19 protein-coding genes and 1 riboswitch are annotated in these 19,656 nt (G+C 61.4%); of the genes, 7 read left to right on the top strand and 12 right to left on the bottom strand.

Translation table 11 applies throughout. The features are described from left to right. The first annotated feature begins 465 nt into the window (after nucleotides 1-465). On the top strand, nucleotides 466-2,043 hold the full coding sequence (locus GL286_RS18980) for a sensor histidine kinase (protein ID WP_155097149.1): 1,578 nt from the start codon (nucleotides 466-468) through the stop codon (nucleotides 2,041-2,043). 7 nt (nucleotides 2,044-2,050) lie between these two features. Further along, nucleotides 2,051-2,725 (top strand): response regulator transcription factor, encoded by a 675-nt coding sequence (locus GL286_RS18975; RefSeq protein WP_155097148.1) that lies wholly within the window; start codon nucleotides 2,051-2,053, stop codon nucleotides 2,723-2,725. Between the two features lie 87 nt (nucleotides 2,726-2,812). Here GL286_RS18975 and GL286_RS18970 read toward each other — a convergent pair whose 3' ends face one another. The 3 genes from GL286_RS18970 to GL286_RS18960 all read right to left on the bottom strand — a co-directional run bounded on the left by GL286_RS18970 (nucleotide 2,813) and on the right by GL286_RS18960 (nucleotide 5,683). Next, nucleotides 2,813-3,550 (bottom strand): calcium-binding protein, encoded by a 738-nt coding sequence (locus GL286_RS18970; RefSeq protein WP_155097147.1) that lies wholly within the window; start codon nucleotides 3,548-3,550, stop codon nucleotides 2,813-2,815. Between the two features lie 210 nt (nucleotides 3,551-3,760). Beyond that, nucleotides 3,761-4,705, bottom strand: coding sequence for a GAF domain-containing protein (locus GL286_RS18965; RefSeq protein WP_155097146.1), 945 nt, complete (start codon nucleotides 4,703-4,705; stop codon nucleotides 3,761-3,763). Between the two features lie 330 nt (nucleotides 4,706-5,035). Further along, nucleotides 5,036-5,683 (bottom strand): TenA family protein, encoded by a 648-nt coding sequence (locus tag GL286_RS18960; protein ID WP_155097145.1) that lies wholly within the window; start codon nucleotides 5,681-5,683, stop codon nucleotides 5,036-5,038. 79 nt (nucleotides 5,684-5,762) lie between these two features. After that, a riboswitch (TPP riboswitch) is annotated at nucleotides 5,763-5,877 on the bottom strand. Between the two features lie 215 nt (nucleotides 5,878-6,092). Here GL286_RS18960 and GL286_RS18955 point away from each other — a divergent pair. After that, complete coding sequence (locus tag GL286_RS18955) at nucleotides 6,093-7,160, top strand: siderophore-interacting protein (RefSeq protein ID WP_155097144.1); 1,068 nt, start codon at nucleotides 6,093-6,095, stop codon at nucleotides 7,158-7,160. An 89-nt stretch (nucleotides 7,161-7,249) separates the two neighbouring features. On the opposite strand, the gene GL286_RS18950 is transcribed toward GL286_RS18955, so the two are convergent. Genes GL286_RS18950 through GL286_RS18940 form a run of 3 tightly spaced genes read right to left on the bottom strand, consistent with a single transcriptional unit; the run spans nucleotide 7,250 to nucleotide 9,630 of the window. Then, on the bottom strand, nucleotides 7,250-8,611 hold the full coding sequence (locus GL286_RS18950) for a sensor histidine kinase (RefSeq protein ID WP_155097143.1): 1,362 nt from the start codon (nucleotides 8,609-8,611) through the stop codon (nucleotides 7,250-7,252). Further along, nucleotides 8,602-9,270, bottom strand: a complete 669-nt coding sequence (locus GL286_RS18945) for a response regulator transcription factor (RefSeq protein ID WP_155097142.1) — start codon at nucleotides 9,268-9,270, stop codon at nucleotides 8,602-8,604. Before GL286_RS18945 ends, GL286_RS18950 begins: the two co-directional genes overlap by 10 nt. 3 nt (nucleotides 9,271-9,273) lie before the next feature. Continuing rightward, the gene (locus GL286_RS18940) at nucleotides 9,274-9,630 is read right to left on the bottom strand and encodes a PepSY domain-containing protein (protein ID WP_155097141.1); all 357 of its coding nucleotides are present in this window, start codon (nucleotides 9,628-9,630) and stop codon (nucleotides 9,274-9,276) included. A 109-nt stretch (nucleotides 9,631-9,739) separates the two neighbouring features. Here GL286_RS18940 and GL286_RS22220 point away from each other — a divergent pair, with 109 nt between their 5' ends. The 3 genes from GL286_RS22220 to GL286_RS18925 are packed head-to-tail and all read left to right on the top strand — an operon-like array spanning nucleotide 9,740 to nucleotide 11,666. After that, nucleotides 9,740-9,979 (top strand): PepSY domain-containing protein, encoded by a 240-nt coding sequence (locus GL286_RS22220; protein ID WP_170295297.1) that lies wholly within the window; start codon nucleotides 9,740-9,742, stop codon nucleotides 9,977-9,979. Nucleotides 9,980-10,012: 33 nt separating this feature from the next. Then, nucleotides 10,013-10,597, top strand: a complete 585-nt coding sequence (locus GL286_RS18930) for a HupA family protein (protein WP_155097140.1) — start codon at nucleotides 10,013-10,015, stop codon at nucleotides 10,595-10,597. Next, nucleotides 10,584-11,666, top strand: coding sequence for a hypothetical protein (locus tag GL286_RS18925; protein ID WP_155097139.1), 1,083 nt, complete (start codon nucleotides 10,584-10,586; stop codon nucleotides 11,664-11,666). The genes GL286_RS18930 and GL286_RS18925 overlap by 14 nt, the downstream gene beginning before the upstream one ends. A gap of 104 nt (nucleotides 11,667-11,770) precedes the next feature. Here GL286_RS18925 and GL286_RS18920 read toward each other — a convergent pair whose 3' ends face one another. Then, nucleotides 11,771-14,023: a heavy metal translocating P-type ATPase gene (locus GL286_RS18920; protein ID WP_155097138.1), complete on the bottom strand. Its 2,253-nt coding sequence runs from the start codon at nucleotides 14,021-14,023 to the stop codon at nucleotides 11,771-11,773. Between the two features lie 79 nt (nucleotides 14,024-14,102). Here GL286_RS18920 and GL286_RS18915 point away from each other — a divergent pair, with 79 nt between their 5' ends. Beyond that, nucleotides 14,103-14,528 carry a MerR family transcriptional regulator gene (locus GL286_RS18915; protein ID WP_155097137.1) on the top strand — a complete coding sequence of 142 codons (426 nt, stop codon included), beginning with the start codon at nucleotides 14,103-14,105 and terminating at the stop codon, nucleotides 14,526-14,528. A gap of 148 nt (nucleotides 14,529-14,676) precedes the next feature. Here GL286_RS18915 and GL286_RS18910 read toward each other — a convergent pair whose 3' ends face one another. Genes GL286_RS18910 through GL286_RS18890 form a run of 5 tightly spaced genes read right to left on the bottom strand, consistent with a single transcriptional unit; the run spans nucleotide 14,677 to nucleotide 19,533 of the window. Further along, entirely contained in the window at nucleotides 14,677-15,441 is a 765-nt protein-coding gene (locus tag GL286_RS18910; RefSeq protein ID WP_155097136.1) for an ABC transporter ATP-binding protein, read from the bottom strand. Beyond that, nucleotides 15,438-16,406: an ABC transporter substrate-binding protein gene (locus tag GL286_RS18905; protein WP_155097135.1), complete on the bottom strand. Its 969-nt coding sequence runs from the start codon at nucleotides 16,404-16,406 to the stop codon at nucleotides 15,438-15,440. Before GL286_RS18905 ends, GL286_RS18910 begins: the two co-directional genes overlap by 4 nt. A 30-nt stretch (nucleotides 16,407-16,436) precedes the next feature. Beyond that, complete coding sequence (locus tag GL286_RS18900) at nucleotides 16,437-17,252, bottom strand: ABC transporter permease (protein ID WP_155097134.1); 816 nt, start codon at nucleotides 17,250-17,252, stop codon at nucleotides 16,437-16,439. A gap of 5 nt (nucleotides 17,253-17,257) precedes the next feature. Then, nucleotides 17,258-18,610, bottom strand: a complete 1,353-nt coding sequence (locus tag GL286_RS18895) for an LLM class flavin-dependent oxidoreductase (protein WP_155097133.1) — start codon at nucleotides 18,608-18,610, stop codon at nucleotides 17,258-17,260. A gap of 11 nt (nucleotides 18,611-18,621) precedes the next feature. Beyond that, nucleotides 18,622-19,533, bottom strand: a complete 912-nt coding sequence (locus GL286_RS18890; RefSeq protein ID WP_155097132.1) for a TauD/TfdA dioxygenase family protein — start codon at nucleotides 19,531-19,533, stop codon at nucleotides 18,622-18,624. Nucleotides 19,534-19,656 lie beyond the last annotated feature (123 nt).

Raw genomic sequence — 19,656 nt, 5'->3', positions numbered from 1 at the left:
CGCTCGTCCAGCGTCAGGTTGGTGAGCGGGCGCCTCATGACATCCTCCTGAAGTGCATCAGGAATCTATCCAGTGATGCTTTCCAGAATGGAATGTGCCACTACGGCAAGTTGTTGCGCGGTAATGATGATTATGTTATTCATTGTTTCATCCTTTTACGGTAAAGATCGTAACCTCCCGAATTGTAATTGTCTCTGATCGACTGCAGAGGTTTCGGTCACAGCTAAAAGATAGCCACCGGATATTTGCCAATTTGAGATAGCACCGCGCAATCCGACCGGAAGTTTTCCGCGTCGAATCGTCCGCCTAATCATACTGCCTCACACATATCCGCAGGTGAATAAAGCGTGTGCTTGCCCCATCCGCCTCTACTCTTGTTCGCACATCGACCTAGGACAGACCTCTTGTCGCTTCCAAGCGTGGCTGTATCGTTTCCGCTACGCATTTTGGAACACTGCGACACAAATGACCATCCGCCTCAAGATCCTGTCCTTCCAGTTTCTCGTGACGGCGATGCTGCTCAGCGTCGCGACGGTCACATGGTACTACGTCGACAGGATCGATTACTATTTCGACCGCAATCGGCTGGCGGGTGCGCAATTGGACAGCGTCATTCGCATGTCTGCCGCTATGAACCGTTACTCCGAGAATGTCGCCGAACTCCTGCTGCTGGGCCGGACCGAGCTTGAGGATTTCAACGATGCCCGCAGCAGTCTTGAGGCTAGCCTCGATCTGCTCGAGACGCTCATCCGTGACGAGATTGCCTTGGTGGTCACGCCCTCGGAAGGTGCCAGCGAGGAACGCGAGCTGGAACGCGTGGCCCAGATGCGCCAGCTTTACGAAGACATCGACATGCGGACCCAGAGGCTGCTTCTGCTGCGCGATCAGGGACGTCTGGACGAAGCGGTGCAGATCTTTCGTGAAGAGATCGAAGAAAAGCTGGATACGACCCTCGAGGTGCATATCAGCGCCGCCATTGCCGACGAAGAGGCCGAGTTGCGGCAGTACCAGACACTCACAAACCGGCTGGAGCGAGAACTGGAATGGATCATCGGCCTTGTCACGGCTGCGGCATTCCTGATCTCGGCGGCGGCGGCGGGGCTTCTCAGCCGCTCGCTGACGCGGCCGATCAAGGCGCTGGAATCCGCGACGAAAGAGATTGCCGAAGGAAACCTAGCCTATCGCATCGGCTATCGCGGTCGGGACGAATTCGCCAGCCTTGCGGGTCAGATCGACAATGCCGCCTCAAGGCTTGAGGTCCAGCGGACCGCCCTGCTGGATGTGCAGGCGGGTCTTGAACACGAGGTCGGCCGACGGACCGGCGAACTGGAAGAGGCCAATACAAGGCTGCACAAGCTTGACCAGATGCGGGTGCTGTTTTTGGCCGATATCGGACACGAGTTGCGCACGCCGTTGACCGTCATCCGAGGCGAGGCCGAGATCGCGTTGCGTGGCGCAAGCCGGACGGTTGACGAGCATCGCGACACGTTGGAGCGTATCGTCCACCTTTGCCATCAGATGACCCGTCTGGTCGAGGATCTGCTTTTTCTGGCCCGGGCCGAGGTCGATGCGATCCGTTTCGACATGCAGCCGCTTGATCTGAAAGATGTGCTTGGGATCATCCTGTCCGATGCGGAAATCCTTGCCGAGGCCAACGACATCCGCATTGACGCGCGGATGTCGGACGAACCCTGTCTGGCGATGGGCGATGCGGGACGCTTGGCACAGGCGCTGATGATCGTTCTGGACAATGCGATCAAATATGCCGATCCCGCCACCACGGTCAGGTTGGATTTGTCCCGCGTCGATGGCGGAGCACGGTTCGTGATCCAGAACCACGGACCCGACATTCCTGCCGCCGAGTTGCCCTTTGTCTTCAGCCGCTTCTATCGCGCCCGCCAATCTGGTCCGCGGAAGCAAAGCGGGACGGGTCTTGGACTTTCGATCGCCAAATGGATCGTCGAGGGTCATCGGGGCGAGATCGAGATTTCCAGCGTCGATCACTTGACGAGTTTGCGGATCTGGGTGCCACTGCGCTCCTGAGGTGAAAATGGCCAAGATCCTGCTTGTCGAAGACGATCCCCGTATCGCCAGTTTCGTGTTTCGCGGGTTGAAAGCCGAGGGACATGCGCTGGACATTGCGGGTGACGGACAGACCGCAATGCGGATGCTGCGCAAGGCGGAATACCCGCTGGTCATTCTTGACCGGATGTTGCCCGACCATGACGGGGTGACCGTGTGCCGTCAGATGCGCAGTGAAAATATTACTTCGAGCGTGTTGATGCTGACGGCCAAGGACGCGCTTGGCGACAAGATCGAGGGCTTGAATGCCGGAGCCGACGATTACCTGACCAAACCTTTCGCCTTTGACGAGCTGGTGGCGCGGGTCGAGGCATTGTTGCGCCGTGCCCCCGGAATGCGGCTCGATCCCGTGCTCAAGGTCGCCGATCTGGTGCTGGACCCGACGACCCGTCAGGTCACCCGTGCCGGACGCAACATCGAACTGACCCCCAAAGAGTTCAGTCTGCTGCGCTATCTGATGGAGAATAGCGGTACGGTTCTTAGCCGCGCCCAGATCCTCAATAACAACTGGGGTTACGGCTTCGATCCCGGCTCGAAGGTGGTCGATGTCTATATCCGTTACCTGCGCGGCAAGATCGACGTGGACGGGACGCCGAGCATCATCCTGACCGTCCGTGGTGCAGGGTACCGGCTGGGGCTGTGATCGCAGGGCTTTGCTATGTCGGGGGCATCCCCTGTAAGTGGGACCGAGGCCGCCGGCTGCTTCCGGCGGCCTCGCATATCAAGGCTGTCACCAGTTGAAATCATCGCTGCTGAGTTGGTTCAGTCGCAGATCCTCGATCACCAGCCGGTCGGTTCCGGCGCGGATCACGACATCAGTGCCGTTCTGGACGGCGGCGGCGCGGATGTCCGCATAGCTGTTGAACCGCGCATATGCCGAGACGTCGATCTCGTCGTCGTCATTCTCGAAATCGGTGATACGGTCGATCCCTCCGTTCCACACAAAGACGTCATCGCCCTCGCCGCCGGTCATGGTGTCGTTGCCGCGTCCGCCGTTCAGCGTGTCATTGCCCTCATGGGCGACGATCCGGTCGTTGCCGTCCTGTCCGAAAATGCGGTCATCGCCTTCGCCCGCGCTGATGACATCGTAACCGCCTCCGGCCCAGATGGTGTCATTGCCATCGCCCGCCGAAATCGTGTCCCGACCCGCTCCGGTTGTCGAGGAATCGTTGCCTTCGCCCAGATTAATGCGGTTGTTCCCCTGCCCTGCCTGAACGACATCGTTGCCCTCACCAGCGTCGATGATGTCGTTTCCGCTACCTGCCAGAATGAAATCATTGCCGCTGCGGCCATAGATGCTGTTCGCGCCGGTTCCCGCGTCTATCCGGTCATTGCCTTCGCCGCCGTCGATCGTGTCATTGCCACCGCCGCCAAGGATGGTGTCATCCCCCGACATTCCGAACAGGCGGTCGGCTAAGCCGGTGCCATTGATGCGGTTGTCATCATCATTTCCGCGGATCGTTGCCATGGTTCATCTCCGTCACCAAGCTGGAAGCGAGGCAATCTGCCCCGTTTCGAATGTCCGGATCGGTGACAGGGCCGACAAGCCGGAGCCAATCAGGGTGCGATTTTCTTCGCGAATTCTAATCAAACTCTTTGCCGGCTTTTACCTTGGCGCGTCCGTAACAGGCGGGCAGCGGCGCGGATCGCGTGCAACGGTCGGCTTTCGGGCTAAGGCCTACAGATACCACGCCACGACATAGGCAAGGTCCGTTTCGCGATAGATCGGCAAAGCCACAATCGAGCGATAGCCCGCAGGTAGTCCCGTATCGTCGAACCTTGCATAGGGCAGACCAGAACCCAACACCTGCCCGACAGGTCCGTGCCACGAGACAGCGACAGCCGCATCGACCGGAGGATTCTGCTTGCTCGCCAGCGAGCCCTCGCGCTCACAGATGCCGTCGATCAGCACCGCCTGTCGCGTCGCGCGGGCGTGATTGTGCCGCGCATCCCAGATCTCGAACCGTCGGGCGATGGGCGTATTCTGGGATGATAGCAGCGTCAGTACGAAGGACTCTTTGCCCGGCGTCGGGATCGGCAGCCCGAGCCCGTGTTTCAATCCTGCGCCTTCGGCCTCGGCAGACCGGACAAATCCATATCCCCAACCAAGCTCGCGCATCAGCATCGGCGTGTTCGACGCCCAAACCGTGCCGGGAAGACCGCGTCCATAAGTGAATTCCGTTTGGCGCGAGATCGTTTCGAACTCGGTCGCGCCGCCATAATAGCCACCGTCCAGTACCAGTGCCGAGCCGTTGTCGCGCCAGACCTCGATGGCACCTTTGTGCTTCTGATCGGCACCGCACAGCACGACCAGGACCGCCATAAGCGATTTTCCTGCGAAAACCGGAATCGCCACGGCGCTGGTCAGCCCTGCTTCGTTCGCTGCGGCCGTGCGTTTGAAATACGAGCCTTCGAACTCGTTCAACACGACGGGTCGGGCCTCGGCCCATGCCTTGCCCGGCAACCCCTCGCCCTTGGCAAAGCTTTGCAGGCGCGAGGCTTCTTCGAAAGCGTGAAGATCGCCGTAGACGCCGGATTTGTGGACCAGCCTATCGCCCTCGGGCACCCAGACTTCGGCCACGCGAATGAAAGTGTCGGTCATTGGGTCGATGAGATCATCCATCCTTTACTCCATCCGGTAATGCAGTGTCGGACCATGACGTGAACGCCAGTGGATGATTGGATTTCAACGGCTAAGGCGCAGGGCGGCAAGATCCGTGGCCGCCACGGGTAAAATAACCGCCCTCGGGCATGTGTTACTGCTTGGCTTGAAGGCAAAATTCCAGATTCCGCCCGATTTTTGCGAACAGGTTGGTCGAACGGCAAATGTGTCGGATTTCGCGACGCCCGATCCGTTATCCGGTTGACGCCCCCTGATCGGGACGGTGCGACTTGGGCCGCAAGCAGACGCCTGCGGCCCACAGGTTACGGAATTGTTGGTTCAGCCTATCGGTCAACCTTCGACTTCGAAGGCCGCGTCGAAGAACGCGAGTTCAAGCGCAACTGCCCGCAGGAAGAAATCACGGCTCACCTCCGCATTTGCCGGACCGACTCGATCAAGTTCCGCGCGCAGGAATCCGACGAAATCACGGAAATCAGGATTGTCATGCAACGTGATCCATTCGGCATGGACAAAATTCTGCGGCAGGGTTGCGGGCGCACGGGATGCCCAATCAAGGTATAGGCCCTCTGCGACGTTCAGAACTGCCAGTACCGCTGGATAGCATCGTGTTGCGGCGGCCTCTTGCATGATCGCCTGAAAGCCTTGCGTCGGCACAGTGTCTGCGGTCTGAGCACGGTCCTCGTCCGACACACCAAGAGCCTCGAAAGCGCGCAGGAAATAGGTATTTTCGTCACCCGATACCATGCCCGCGAAGCGCCCGAAGCGAAGCCGCGCCTCGAACGTGTCTGCGGTGGCGATTGCCGCGCCGAGCAGGGTCAAAAAGCTGTCGAGGAAGCGGTGATCCTGAACGAGATAGCCCGCCATGACCTTGTCGGAAATCGTGCCGGCCAGAAGTTCGTTGACGAAGCGGTGTTCGACCGCTTGCGACCAGATCGGCTGGCTCGCCTGCTTCAGGGTGTCGGTGAAATGCTCGGTCAAGGTGCTGCCCTTTCATGGCTGGCAGCGAGACCGCGGGGGTTTGACATGTTTCGGCCTCGCAGTAAGGCCGGCAAAAGGCAGGTCTGTACATTCCCATCCCTTCGCCGGCATGATCCGGTTCAGGTTCGAAGGGTCACCGCGCTGCTGGCGCCAGCGGTATCTCAGCCCCTTGCGGGACTCCCCTTGGTGAGTGTCATCAATAATCGCGAGGGTATGGTTTGTCACGTTCCGGTTGCATGATCGAACGCTGATCGGGCCTTCGGCAAGGTCGCGTGACGAACCGAGAACCGCGCGGGTCCTTTTTGCGCGTGATCCAGACCATCTGGCGAGACGCTGTCACTTGCGCTAGGAGAACGCTGTTATCTTACTACCGCCGCCAAACAGGCTGCCACTTCCAAGGACAAGCGCCATGCTTCAGGCCACCACCCGGCTTTCCCATCCCGAAGCCATCGAGGTGATGCACCGTTTCCAGCAGGACCATCCCGAGTTCATCACAGTGGACAGCGCGACCGGCCCATGGCGGATGGTGATCCCCGCGGGCAGCTTCATGGTTCGCTCCGAGGAGGATCATCTATCGGTCCATGCCGAGGGGGTGGACGCGATCGGCCTGAGCTATCTGAAGCTGATCTTTGTCGATCACATCAGGGAATATCTTGAGGAAGATATCGAATTTGTCTGGTCCGGCGATGAAACCGATACGAAAGAGCCGCCCTTTTTCCGGCAGATCACCGTGGTCTGGTCGAAACGCCTGACCCGCTCGATGCAAAGGGTGCGGTTTGCAGTGCCCGATCTGGAATTGCTGCAACATACCGAACTGCATGTCCGTCTGCTGCTGCCGCCGAAAGACCGGACTCCGGTCTGGCCGTGGATGACGGCGAGCGGTGGCATGGCGTGGCCGCAGGGCGACGATGCGCTGCTGGCACGGATCTATACGCTGCGCAGCGTCGATCTGGTGGCGGGCGAGGTCGAGATCGACTTTGTGCTGCACGCCTGTGACGCGCCATCGGCCGGCGCGTGGTCGATGCTTTGCCAACCCGGAGACGTGGCGGGTATGTTGGGGCCGAGCGGACATATTCCGACCGCCTCGGGGCGTCTGTTGTTGATCGGTGACGAAACCGCCCTGCCCGCCATCGCCCGTGCTTGCGAGGCTTTGCCCGAAGACGCCGATTGCGAAATCCTGATCGAGGTCAACGGACCCGAGGACGAGATGGATCTTGGCTGGCCGGTGAACTGGCTGCACCGGAACGGCGCGCCCGCAGGCACGACCAGCCTGTTGGCCGATGCCGTGCGAGCGCGTGAGCCCTCGGAGGATCTTTATGTCTGGGCCGGAGTCGAGTTCGGCGCATTCAAGGATATCCGCAAGCATGTCCGCTCGGTCTGGAATCTGCCGCGTAAGCAACACAGTGTGGTAGCCTATTGGCGCTCAGGCTCCGCAGGCGATGTGCCAGAAGAATCGCATCACAAGAAGAAAGCGTAACTTTCCGTTATCGCGTGCCAATCGGTTGCGCCCGCGGTGTGGATCGTTAGCGATGCCATGCCGTGGCGGGCGCACCCCGTCCCTACCGATCAGCTGCCCGACGGTGCTGGTCGGGACGTTGTCCGCCCGAAGCCGAGCAGCATCGTGACGCGAAAGCCGGGCGATAGGTTTTCAAGGATCAGGTCGCCATCCGCGGCCTCGATAATCTCTTTCGCCAGCGAAAGCCCGACCCCGCTGCCACCGGAGTCGAGGAAACGCCCGCGTTGTGTTATCTCGTCCATCTGCTTGGCAGGGACGCCGGGGCCATCGTCCTCGATCTTCAGGGCCAGACGACTGCCCTGCGGGATCGCCGCGATGCGGATCCGCGACCGTGCATGTCGCAGCGCATTTTCCGCAATGCTGCCGACGGCCTCGGTCAGGTCATATGAATCTATTCGCACCCTAAGATCGGATGGCACGTCGGTGCTGATCGCGATTTCCGAACCGCGTGCCGTCCGCCTGAGGACGGCGACGATTTTCTCGACCACTTCGGACGGATCGGCGACGCCGTCGGCCCCGATGCGCGCCCTGCCAAGCTCGCGGTCGACGCTGGCGCGGATGCTGTCGGCGATCTCGTCGATGGAGTTGGCAGCCTCGACCTGTCCGGTCTGGCGCAACCGAGCGGTTTCGCCGCGCATCGCCTGAAGCGGTGTCTTGAGCGTATGGGCCAGATCGGTCGCACGATGGCGGGCCCGCTTGATCCGGTTGTCGCGGTCATCGAGCAGTTCATCAATGGCCGAGGCAAGCGGCCTGACCTCGAGCGGCAGATCCTGACCCAATCGGGCAAGGCGTCCGTCCTGTAGGGCCTCGACCTTGCGATGGACATCCGCGAAAAGCCGCATCCCCAATCCGACCTGCACGATCGAGGCCAAGACCAGAAGTCCCCCCAGAACAAGCAGCGCGGGGACAAGATCGCGGTCGAACAGATCCTGCGCCTCGTCAAGCAGGGCGCTGCTGACTGCAACCGCGATCCGGACCGGCTGGCGGTCGGACCCGACCTGAATGCTTCGGTCAAGGATCAGCAAGCGCTGGCTGTCTGGCCCGTCCCCCTCGGACAACTGGATTTTCCCGCCAGCAGGAGCCACGGCATCCAGCGGCAGAACCGTGTCCCACAGGGATTGCGAGCGATAGGTACGGCCGTCTATTTCGATCTGCCAGTAAAGTCCGGAATAGGGTTGCAGATATCGGCGGTCGCCACCGATGACGTCCTCGGGAGGAGCCGGCGGCTGGTCGCCCTCGAACCCCGCGACCAGCGCCATGCTTTTCGCCTCGAGTTCCTGATAGGACAGGCGCGTGACCTGCCGGTTGAACATCACGCTCAGCGCCAGATCTGCGGCGAGAAGCGCCAACGCGATGGCGATGATCGCGCCAAGGCTCAGACGCCAACGGATCGAGCCATGCGTCAGTCGCAAGTTGTCTGCTCCAGAAAATAGCCGAAACCCCGTCGGGTTCCGATGATCCCCGGTCCGGTCTTGCGGCGAAGGCGGGCGATCACGGCCTCGATGGCGTTCACATCGCGGGAATCGTCGTCGCCATAGATCTGTTCCAGCAATTCGCCGGGTGGCACGACCCGCGATGCGTTCATGACAAGGCATGAGAGCAAGCGAAATTCCAGCGCGGTCAGGTTCAGCGCGCGCCCGTCAACCGTCGCGCTTTGGTGATTGGTGTCCAGCGCCAACCGTCCGATCTGCTGCACGGGGTTCACCCGCCCCGAGGCGCGACGGACCAGCGCCCGCGCGCGCGCCACCAGTTCCTCCATCCGGAAGGGCTTGGGCAGATAATCGTCGGCCCCTGCATTGATTCCCTCGACCCGTTCGTTCCAACTGCCGCGCGCGGTCAGGACCAAAACCGGAATGTCCACCCCTTCCGAACGCCAGCGCTTGAGGACCGTCAGCCCATCGATCTGCGGCAGTCCAAGATCTAGAACGATCAGGGCGTAATCCTCGGTGCCGCCGAGGAACCATGCGGATTCGCCATCCGTCGCGCCTTCGGCGCGAAAGCCTGCGGCTTCCAGCGCCTGCGAAATGTCGGCGGCGATACGAGGGTCGTCCTCGACGATCAGGCAACGCATGGCTTAGTCATCTTCCTCGTCTTCGTCCTCGACCTCCAGGATCTTGCCGCTGGCGGCGTCGATCTCGACCTCGAACAACCGACCCTCGGGGCTGAGGATGTCGAATTCGTAGGTCAGCACACCTTCCTCCAGTTCCAGCTGGATTTCCACGATCTGGCCGTCGAATTCCGCGCGGACGATGTCGAGTATTTGGTCGAGCGGCAAAATCTCGCCGCGCAGGACCGCGCCGCGCGCAAAGCCGGCATCCAGACCGTCCTCGGCCTCGAGTGGAGGCAAGGGGGATTGGGCGTGTGGCGCGACGGCGGGGCCGAGCCATAGAAGCGCCGTGAGAAAAAGGATTGAAAGGGGGCGTCTGGTCATCGCGCGACCCTATCCGGACCTTCCTGACAACACGCTGACAATTCCGGTCAGGCCAGTGTCAGGACGGTTGCGGATAATGCGGGCAAGGTCAACCAGACGGAGCCACGCCATGATGCGTTTTCTCATTCTTGCTGCACTGACGGCCGGTCCGGTCGCTGCACAGGGCGCCACGATCCGCCCGCTTTCCGCCAGCGTCAACGACTTCGAACGCCGCGGCTACATCGTGCGCAGCGCCGAGGATGACGGCCGCACCCATGAGATCGAGGCCATCACTCCCGACGGCCGCCGGATCGAAGCGGTCGTCGAGGCCGCCACCGGTGAGGTTCTGACCGAACGTGCCGATGACTGATCCCCTTTCCTTCACCAGACAAGGTAGCTGACGATGAACAACACGATGACCTTTCCGCGCATTGGCGCGTTGACGCTGCTCGCGACACTGGCAGCCTGCGGCGGAAGCGGCGGTGGCGACAACGACAATCCCGCTGCCGAATATAGTTCGGATTCGGCTCGCGCCGCGCGGCTTGTCGCTCAGACCGCCAATATGACCCAGACAGCCGCAGCATCGATGCCCATGACGGGACGGGCCGAATATGATGGCGTCGTCGGTATGGCATTCGGCGGCACGCCCGGATCGCTTGCCGCGTCGCAGATGCTGGGCGAGGTTGATCTGAACGCCGATTTCGGGCGTGGCACCATTTCCGGCGAGATGGACGATTTCACCACCTCGGACGGGCGCGAGTTGAACGGAGAATTGCGCGTCACCGGCGGCAGGATCACCGGTTCGGATTTCGGGGCAAATATCAACGGCCGTCTGACCGGACCGGGCAATGTACCGGGGAATGTTTCGGGTCAGGTCGATGGCGATTTCCTTGGTGCAGGTGCGAATGCGATCAGGGGGACCGGAACCGGCATCAGTGATCGGGGCACGGTCGGGCTGATTTTCCGAGGCACGCGTGACAGGGACTAAAGGCAAATCGGGCGGGCGTCGCATATGCGACCCCCGTCATTTGATCGCGGCCGCAGCTATTGCAATCACCGCTCCTACAGTCGGCGATGCGCAGGATCTGCGTTATGCGCTGGATGCGGGCATGGCTGACCTTGCGCTATTTACATTGAGCCGGACCGAGCGGAAGGTGTCGCCAATGGGACAGGCGCTGCTTGGTCGGCAAGGCTTTCGACATGGCGGTGATGGTCGCCGGTTCCAACCAATCGCGTCGGGCCACGCTCTGACGCCGGTCGTCCGTCACGACAACAACGTGAATGACGGCATCCCTTCGGATCACATCACGTTGGGCGGGCTGCGTTTCCGTATCGCCGAAGAGGATCAGGCCAAATCCTCGATTCTGGCCGGATTGCAATATTCCCGCTGGTGGAGCTTTTCCTACGCGCCGGCGGCGCGGGTGACAGTCGCCAGTTCGTACACGTTCGAACTAGAACCGCATTACGGCTACCATCACGTCGCCGCGAATGCCCGCATCTGCGCCGAACAGCCCGTCGCTGACTGGACGTGGTGGGACAGTTGCCTGACGGGGATCTATGATAACGACAGCATCGGCGAAGACCTGACCCTTGCCGCGACGACGGGGCCACGGGCGCTGTTCGAAAGTCCCTTCGGGATGCACCAGCTTGCGGTGTCTCTGGGACAATCGGCCACAAAGGACTACCGCAAATCACTTGCGCAACTTTCTCTTGCGACACTCAGCCACGATCACGGGTTGTTCCGGCTGGGCCTGTTGGCGGGCGAGAAGATCGAGAAGGAGAACTCCGTTCTTTATGCCGCCGATACCGGCTGGACCGGAGAGATCTTTGGCCGCGATGTCACTGTCGGAATTGGCCATGCACGGACCGGAGGTGCGGATTTGTTCGGCATTGCCCGCGAGGACCGGATCAACCGCGCATCCGTCTCGACTCCGGTCGGGAAATTCGAGATCGGCGGTTTTGTCGAGCGACGGAGGTCCACGATAGATGCCTATAACGAAACAAGTTTCGGCCTGACGATGAATATCGGTGTCAACCTGTTCGATGGCTTGCGCTGATCCATTGGCCGCTACCTTGGCCGTTCGCGTGGATGGTCTGACTGCCGGCAAAAACCACGTACATGGCGAGGCCGAACCACTGCCCGTCCGCCTCGCCACAGTGTTCAGCGCGCTTTCGTTGGGTCGAATGTCAGAAGGCGCAAAGCATTCATGGTGACCAGAACCGTGGCGCCGGTATCTGCAAGGATCGCGATCCACAGGCCGGTCATGCCCAGAACCGAGGTCACCAGAAATACGGCCTTCAGTCCCAGCGCCAGTGCCACGTTCTGGCGGATGTTTCCCATGGTCGCCCGTGCCAGACGGATCATCGCCGCAGCATCGGTCACCTTGTCACGCAGGATCGCGGCATCCGCGGTCTCTAGCGCCACATCCGTGCCCGATCCCATCGCCACGCCGATAGTGGCTGCCTTCAGGGCCGGCGCGTCATTGATCCCGTCTCCGATCATCATCACGCTGCCGCTGGCTTGCAGATTCCGGATTGCTGCAAGCTTGTCCCCGGGCAGCATTCCCGCCTGATACTCCATGTTCAGACCTGCAGCGATCGCTTTGGCGGTGCGGGGGTTGTCGCCGGTCAACATGACGGTGCTTAGACCCAAGGCCTGCAATTGCCGAATTGCCTCGGGCGCATCACTGCGCAACTCGTCGCGCATCGCGATCAGTCCAAGGGGCTGGCCGATCCGAAAGACCGCGACGACAGTCTTGCCCTGCTCTTGCAGCGATGCGACCTGCCCCTTCATCGTCATGTCCATGCCAGCCAGTTCTTCGGCATAGGACGGCGAGGTCACAAAAGCCTTCGCGTCATTGACGATTGCCACAGCCCCTTTTCCGGGCAGGACGGACGCTTCACGCGGCGATATTGCGGCCACGCCATTTGCCTTAGCCCTGCGAACGATCGCCCGAGCAAGAGGATGGCCGGAGCCTGTCTCGACGCTGGCCGCGACGGCCAGAAGTTCGGCTTCCTGAGTGGTGCCGGACAGAAGGATGTCCGTGACCTCCAGCTTGCCGCGCGTGAGGGTTCCTGTCTTGTCAAAGGCAACGTCTTTGGCGCTGGCCGCGAGTTCCAGCACCGCACCGCCCTTCATCAACAGCCCCCGCCTTGCCCCCGACGACAGGGCCGAGGCAATCGCCGCAGGGACCGAAATCACCAGCGCACAAGGGCAACCGATCAGCAGCAGCGCCAGACCGCGATAAATCCAGATGCTCCAGTCCTGACCGAAGCCTAGCGGCGGCACCAGTATGACAAGGGCCGACAGCGCCACGATAGCGGGCATATAGATGCGAGAAAATCTTTCGATGAAACGCTCGGTTGGCGCGCGGGCTTCCTCGGCCTCTTCGACCAGCCGAATGATGCGGGCAATCGTGTTGTCGCTTGGCGTGTGGGTGACACGGATACGCAATGCGGCTTCGGTATTGATCGAGCCTGCGAACACCTCGTCGCCGACCGTGCGGGCCAGCGGCAGGCTTTCACCGGTCACAGGGCTTTCGTCGATACCGCCCGTTCCTTCGATGATCGTACCATCCGCCGGAATCCGGTCGCCGGGACGCACAAGGACGATCTGCCCGATTTCTAGTGTGTCGGCGGGCACGACAACCGTTTGGCCTGCCGCTTCCAGTACGGCGGTCTTGGGCACGAGATCGGCCAAGGCGCGGATGCCCTGACGGGCCTTTCCGGTCGCAACACCTTCCAGAACCTCGCCTACTGCGAACAGGAAGACGACCAGTGCGGCCTCTTCGGCCGCGCCGATGATCAATGCGCCGATGGCCGCGATGGTCATCAGCCCTTCGATGGTAAAAGGCTGTCCGATACGCAGCGCTGCAAAGGCCCGTTTCGCGATTGGCGCGGTGCCGATCAGGCAAGCCGCGATAAAGGCCCCGTTTCCCGCGCCGGTCCCTGTCAGGAACTTGATTGCCCAAGCCGTGGCGAGCAAGGCTCCGGTCAAGAGAACAAGCCGTCCTTTATCGGTCCGATGCCATGGATTGCCGGATGACGACGGATCGCCATGAAGATGCCCGTCAGGTTCGCGCCTGCTATCATCCGGACAGTCTAAGGGTTTATCCGTCTCGCCCCCGGCTGGCGCGATTGGGGTTGCGTCCGGCAGCACGAACGTTTTCTTGCGCGGAGCCTCACGCCCCTTTGCGGCGATCCCGAAACCCAATTTGCGGATGATATGCTCGATCGTTTCGGGTTCGGTCGTCCCCGGCACCAGTTCCAGCGAAAGGCGTTCCGCCATAAGGGCAACCTTGACGTCACTGACCCCGGGCAGTTGCTCGACCGCGCGCGTCACCTTTGCCGTGCACGATCCGCAGTCCATGCCGGTGACTGTCCATTCACGCCGCGTTGTCGTCTGAACCGCCATATTCACTCTCCGAATAGTCTTTGCATCATCGAGTCGGGAACATAGGATCTCTAGTAACTAGAGCTTCAAGAGGTTTCTCATGCTCAACATCGGAAAGTTAAGCGCCGCTACCGGCGTCAAGATCCCCACCATCCGCTATTACGAGCAGATCGGACTTCTGCCCGAGGCCGGACGCAGCGCCGGCAACCAGAGGCAGTACGATGTCAAATCCCAAGAACGACTGGCCTTCATCCGCCACGCCCGCGATCTTGGTTTTCCGCTTGATGATATCCGCGAACTTCTAAGTCTTTCGGATCGGCCCGACATGCCCTGCGGTGCGGCGGATGTGATTGCAAGGCGGCAACTCGTATCGGTCAGGGATCGCATCGCCCGCCTTCAGTCCCTTCAGCTAGAGCTTGAGCGTATGCTGGCGCAATGCGCCCACGGCACGATCTCGGATTGCAAGGTCATCGAGGTTCTGGGCAATCACCAGTGCTGCCTGCATGCCGATCACGGCGCTGCTTGACGACGTTTGTCGAAGTCGTGGCTTCGATGGCGGACCGGCGTAAAGCAGGCAGGCCCCGCGTGGAACGCGAGGCCTTGGATATTGGTGCTGTGGAAGGCCTGTCGTGCCGACCGCTACGGCCAAAGGCGAATGCCAGCCGCGAACGGTGTTAATGCAAGCCGAACTTGCCCATCAGCATTCGGCGCATCGCGACGAAATCGGCCGAGTTCCGGTCGCGCGGTCGGGGTAGGTCTACCGTAACCAGCGAAGGAGGCGTGCCGTCATTTGTCAGAACCAGCACCCGATCAGCCAGCAGGATCGCTTCCTCAAGATCATGGGTCACAAGGACCATGGTCACGGCCTCTTCGCCCCAGATCCGTGCGAGTTCTTCTTGCATCGATAGTTTGGTCATGGCGTCGAGCGCGCCGAAAGGTTCGTCGAGCAGCAGGATCTCGGGCTGGACGGTCAGGGCGCGGGCAATTCCAACCCGTTGCGCCATTCCCCCCGAAAGCTGACGCGGCCAGGCGTTCCGGAAATCTTCAAGTCCGACAAGGCGGATGTAGCGCCCTGCCCGTTCTTGCGCTTGGGCGCGGGACAGGCCGCGCAGCTCCAGACCAAAAGCCACGTTCTGCAGTACTGTCAGCCACGGAAGAAGCCGTGGCTCCTGATAGATGACCGCCCGCTCGGTCCCGACACCGGTGACAGGTATCCCGTCGATCAGGATCTGGCCACTATCTGCCTTTTCTAGCCCCGCCAATAGCCGCAGAAGCGTGGTTTTTCCGCAGCCGCTGGGGCCGACAATGGCCAATGCCTCGTTGGGACGGATATCAAGCGACAGGCTGCGCAGAACGGGCAAGGTCTGGCCGTTCAGATTGTAACTTTTGGACAAGTGGCGCAAAGCCACCTGTCCACGGGTATCGGTTATGGTGCTCATTTCGTGGCGACCTCGGTTCCCGTGACCAGCAGGATATCGCTGGCCCTGAGTTGGCCCTTGGTCAGCTTGCCCTCGCGTTCAAGAACGTCGATCCAGAACTGGATGTCGCGATCGGTGGCCAGCCCGCCCTGACGGACGCCATAGCCCGCGAAATATTGCGCGATCTCGGGATTTTCGCCGCGTTCCTGAAGGACTTTGGCCAGAATCTCGCGGGTTTTCTCGGGGTTGTCGCGGGCGAAGTCCAGCGCGCGGGCGGATTGCTTGACGAAATCCTCGGCGGCCTCGGGATGCTCGGCCACCCAGTCCTTGCGCAGGACTGTAAAGCCGCCCGCGATTTCGCCCAACACTTCGGTGTCGTCAAAGACCGCACGCAGCCCGCCGTTCTGACGCGCGGCACCCTCGAATGTCGTCTGCCAATAGCCGAAGGCCGCTACATCGACCTGTTCCGAACGCAACACCTGCTCGAGCTGCGGCCCCGGCACCGTGACCAGATTGGCTGCGTTCTGCGGCAGGCCTTTCTGGTTCAGCGCCTCGCGCACGGTGTAATCCAGATGCGCACCCAAAGTGTTCACGGCGACCGTCTTGCCCTGGATATCCTCGATGCTATGGATCGGGCTGTCTTCAAGCACGTAGAAGATCGACTTCACCTGATCGTTGATGCCATTCGTGGGATAGGCCGCAACGAATTCATTGCCGCCAATGATCGAGTTCAGCACGGCGGCCGTGGCGGCGCTGCCGATATCGACCGAGCCTCCGGCCAGCGCCATCAGCGATTCCGGCCCGCCCGAGGCATAGCCCACGCTTTCGATCACGACATCGGTGCCTTCGAAATAGCCCAGTTCCTGCGCCAACTCATGGGCGCTGACGCCTCCGTGGCTGGGCAGATAGCGCATCACCACCTGATCGGCCCATGCCGGAACGGTCAGTGCGGTAGAGGCGGCGAGAGAAATCAGAATATGTTTCATGGTTTTGGTCCTTTGATGGGAGAAAGCTGTTCAGCGGTCGGAAGCGGACCAGCGGCACAGCCTGCGTTGCAGCACGACCAGCACCCCGTTCGCGGCTAGCCCAAGGAAGGCCAACAGGAAGATCGCAGCGAACATCAGCGGAATCTGGAAGTTGTATTGGGCGTTCATCACCTGAAATCCGACGCCCTTGTTCGCGCCGATCATCTCGGCCGCGATCAGCAGTAATAGCGCGGTGGTCGCGGACAGGCGCAGGCCGACAAAGATCGCAGGAACCGATGCTGGCAGGATCACGCGCCGGAAGACCTGCAGATGGTTCGCACCGTAGCTGCGCGCCATTTCGATTAGCTTGCGGTCGACCTCTTTCACCCCCCCGATGGTGGCGAGAAGGATCGGGAACAATGTGGCCCAGAAGATCACGAAGACCTTTGACGCCTCGCCCAGTCCCAGAAGCAGGATGAAGACCGGATAAAGCGCCAAGGCCGAGGTCTGCCGGAAGAATTGCAGAAGGGGGTCCAATGCGCGTTCGACTGCGGGCAACTGTCCCATCGCTAGACCCAACGGAATGCCAAGCGCCACGGCGGCAAGAAAAGCGGTACCTGCCCGACTTAGACTGATCGCGATGTCGTCAAGCAGCGCGCCGTTGGCGATGCCCTGCCATAGGGCGGCGGCAATCTTGTCCAATGGCGGAAATACCGCAGGACTGACCCAGCCCGCCCTGCTTACTACTTGCCACAGGACCACGAACCCGACGACCAGACCCCAGCGCGACAGAAACCGCGCAGCCAGTTCGCGCATGGGCACGGCCCTGATCGGCGGCGCAGGACGGTCCAGAGTTTCGATGCTCATGGCGTTCACTCCGCTGCAAGCCGTGCCGCCCGCAAGGCGGCATGTCGGTTGATCGGGAAAGGTAGGCCCAGATTTTCGCGCAGGGTGCTGCCTTCATAGGCGGTCCGGAACAATCCACGGCGCTGCAATTCGGGGATGACCAGATCGACGAAATCGGTCAAACCGGTCGGAAGCCATGGCGGCAGGATATTGAAGCCGTCCGCGCCTTCGTTCTCGAACCATTCCTGCAAAGTGTCGGCGATCTGCGTTGCGCTGCCGACCACGGTGAAATGCCCGCGAGCCGACGCGACCCATTGATACAACTGCCGGATCGAGAAGTTGTTCTCGTCGGCAATCTGCCGGATCAGAGCCTGACGCGACTTCATCCCCTCGGTCGGTGGTGCTGGCGGCAACGGGCCGTCAAGATCATAGCCGCGCAGATCCAGCGTGCCGCCCGTCAACTGGTTCAGCAAGCCGACTCCGTCCTGGGGCTGGATCAACGCGGTCAGGCGGTCGTATTTCTCGCGCGCCTCGGCCTCGGTCCGGCCGACAAATGGCGAGACGCCGGGCATCACCAGAATATGCGCTGGGTCACGACCCAAAGCCGCCGCGCGGGACTTGATATCGCGGTAGAACTCTTGCGCGGTGTCCAGCCGTTGATGTGCGGTGAAGATGACCTCAGCCGTCGCGGCAGCAAGGGTGCGCCCGTCCTCGGACTGACCTGCCTGCACGATGACCGGATGGCCCTGCGGCGAACGCGAGACATTCAGCGGTCCAGAGACCTTGAAATGTGGCCCCTCATGGTCGGTCGCGTGGACTTTGTCGCGGTCATGGAAGCGCCCGCTTTCCTTGTCGCGGATGAACACGTCATCCTCGAAACTGTCCCACAGCTTCTTGACAACCTCGACATGCTCGGCGGCACGGGCATAGCGATAGGCATGCGGATGCTGCTGGTCCAGATTGAAGTTCCGCGCCGCTGCCTCGGTCGCGGTCGTCACCACGTTCCAGCCCGCCCGCCCGCCCGAGATCAGGTCCAGCGAGGCGAATTTGCGTGCGGTGTTGAACGGCTCCTCATAGGTGGTCGAGGCCGTGGCGATGAAGCCGAGGTTCTGCGTCAGCGGTGCCAGCGCCGCGAACAGCGTGACCGGTTCAAGTCCGGCGATACGGGCCGGTCCTCCCTCGGACAGACCGCCGGTCGATGTCGCCAGCCCGTCCGCCAGAAAATAGGCGTCGAACAACCCGCGCTCGGCTTCTTGGGCAAGCTGGAGGTGGAAGGCAAAGCTGACCGCCCCATCGGCGGGCTGGTCGGGATGGCGCCATGATGCAACATGCTGACCGCCACCGGGCAGGAACGCGCCAAGTCTTATCTTGCGTGTCATGTCGTCTCTCCTCAGATCGCAGGTTTCACAAGCGCGGTGCTGGTCCGGCCATCCACGCCGACGGGGATATCGCCATGCAGCGTCACCCGACGCACCACGCGATGCGCGTCGCCGTAATCGTTCACGGCAACATGCTGGGTCGCCCGGTTGTCCCAGATCACCACGTCGCCAGTCTGCCAGCGCCAACGCACGGTGTTTTCCGGAGCGATGACATAGGATTGCAGGATCTCGATCAGCTTGTGCGAGTCCGACTGCGGCAGCCCGTCGATCCGCTGCACAAAGCCGCCCAGCAGCAAAAGCTTCTCGCCGGTTTCGGGATGCACGCGGACGACCGGATGCTCGGTCTCATAGACCGCCGAGGCAAACACTTCGGTGTAATGCTTACGGTCCTGTTCTGAGGCACGGGGGCGATGGGCGGCGTAATCATAGGCGTTCGAGTGGACCGCACGCAGGCCGTCCGCAAGTTGCCGCAAGGGTTCCGGCAGATCGGAATAGGCCGTCACAGTGTTGGCCCAGATCGTATCGCCGCCGACTTCGGGAATGGCGACTCCGCGCAGGATCGAGGCTTTGGGATAGGCTTCGACAAACGTGACATCGGTATGCCAGCGGTCTGCGCGCCCGCCGCCCCGGCTTGAGTCCAGTTCAAGAATGGACGAACTGCCTTTCACCACGGCTTGAGTGGGATGCGGAACCAAATCGCCCAAGCGCTCTGCAAATGCTTCTTGGTCAGCATCGTCCAGATGATCCTGTCCCCGGAAGAACAGCACCTTATGGCGCAAAAGCAAGGTCTGGATCGCGGCGATGCTGTCATGCGACAGATCTCCTCCAAGCCGGATGTTGCGGATTTCCGCGCCGATGCGCGGGGTGACAGGAAGAATGTCCTGCGCCGCGATGGCGGCAGGAAAAGTCTCGTGACGGGTCATCAGGTGATCCTTTTGGCGTATCAGAAATCCGGCGCGGTCCTGCCTATGGGCCGCGGAATTTCAGTCAGATTGGCGATGTAGGGGTCTGCGGCCTTGCGCGGCTGTGGTCAGCACGCGGCAAGT

Origin of the sequence: Paracoccus aestuariivivens, assembly GCF_009711225.1 — a bacterium.
GTDB lineage: Bacteria > Pseudomonadota > Alphaproteobacteria > Rhodobacterales > Rhodobacteraceae > Paracoccus > Paracoccus aestuariivivens.
Note: the sequence above shows the minus strand (reverse complement) of the source record. Positions and strands in the feature narration are given on the sequence as shown.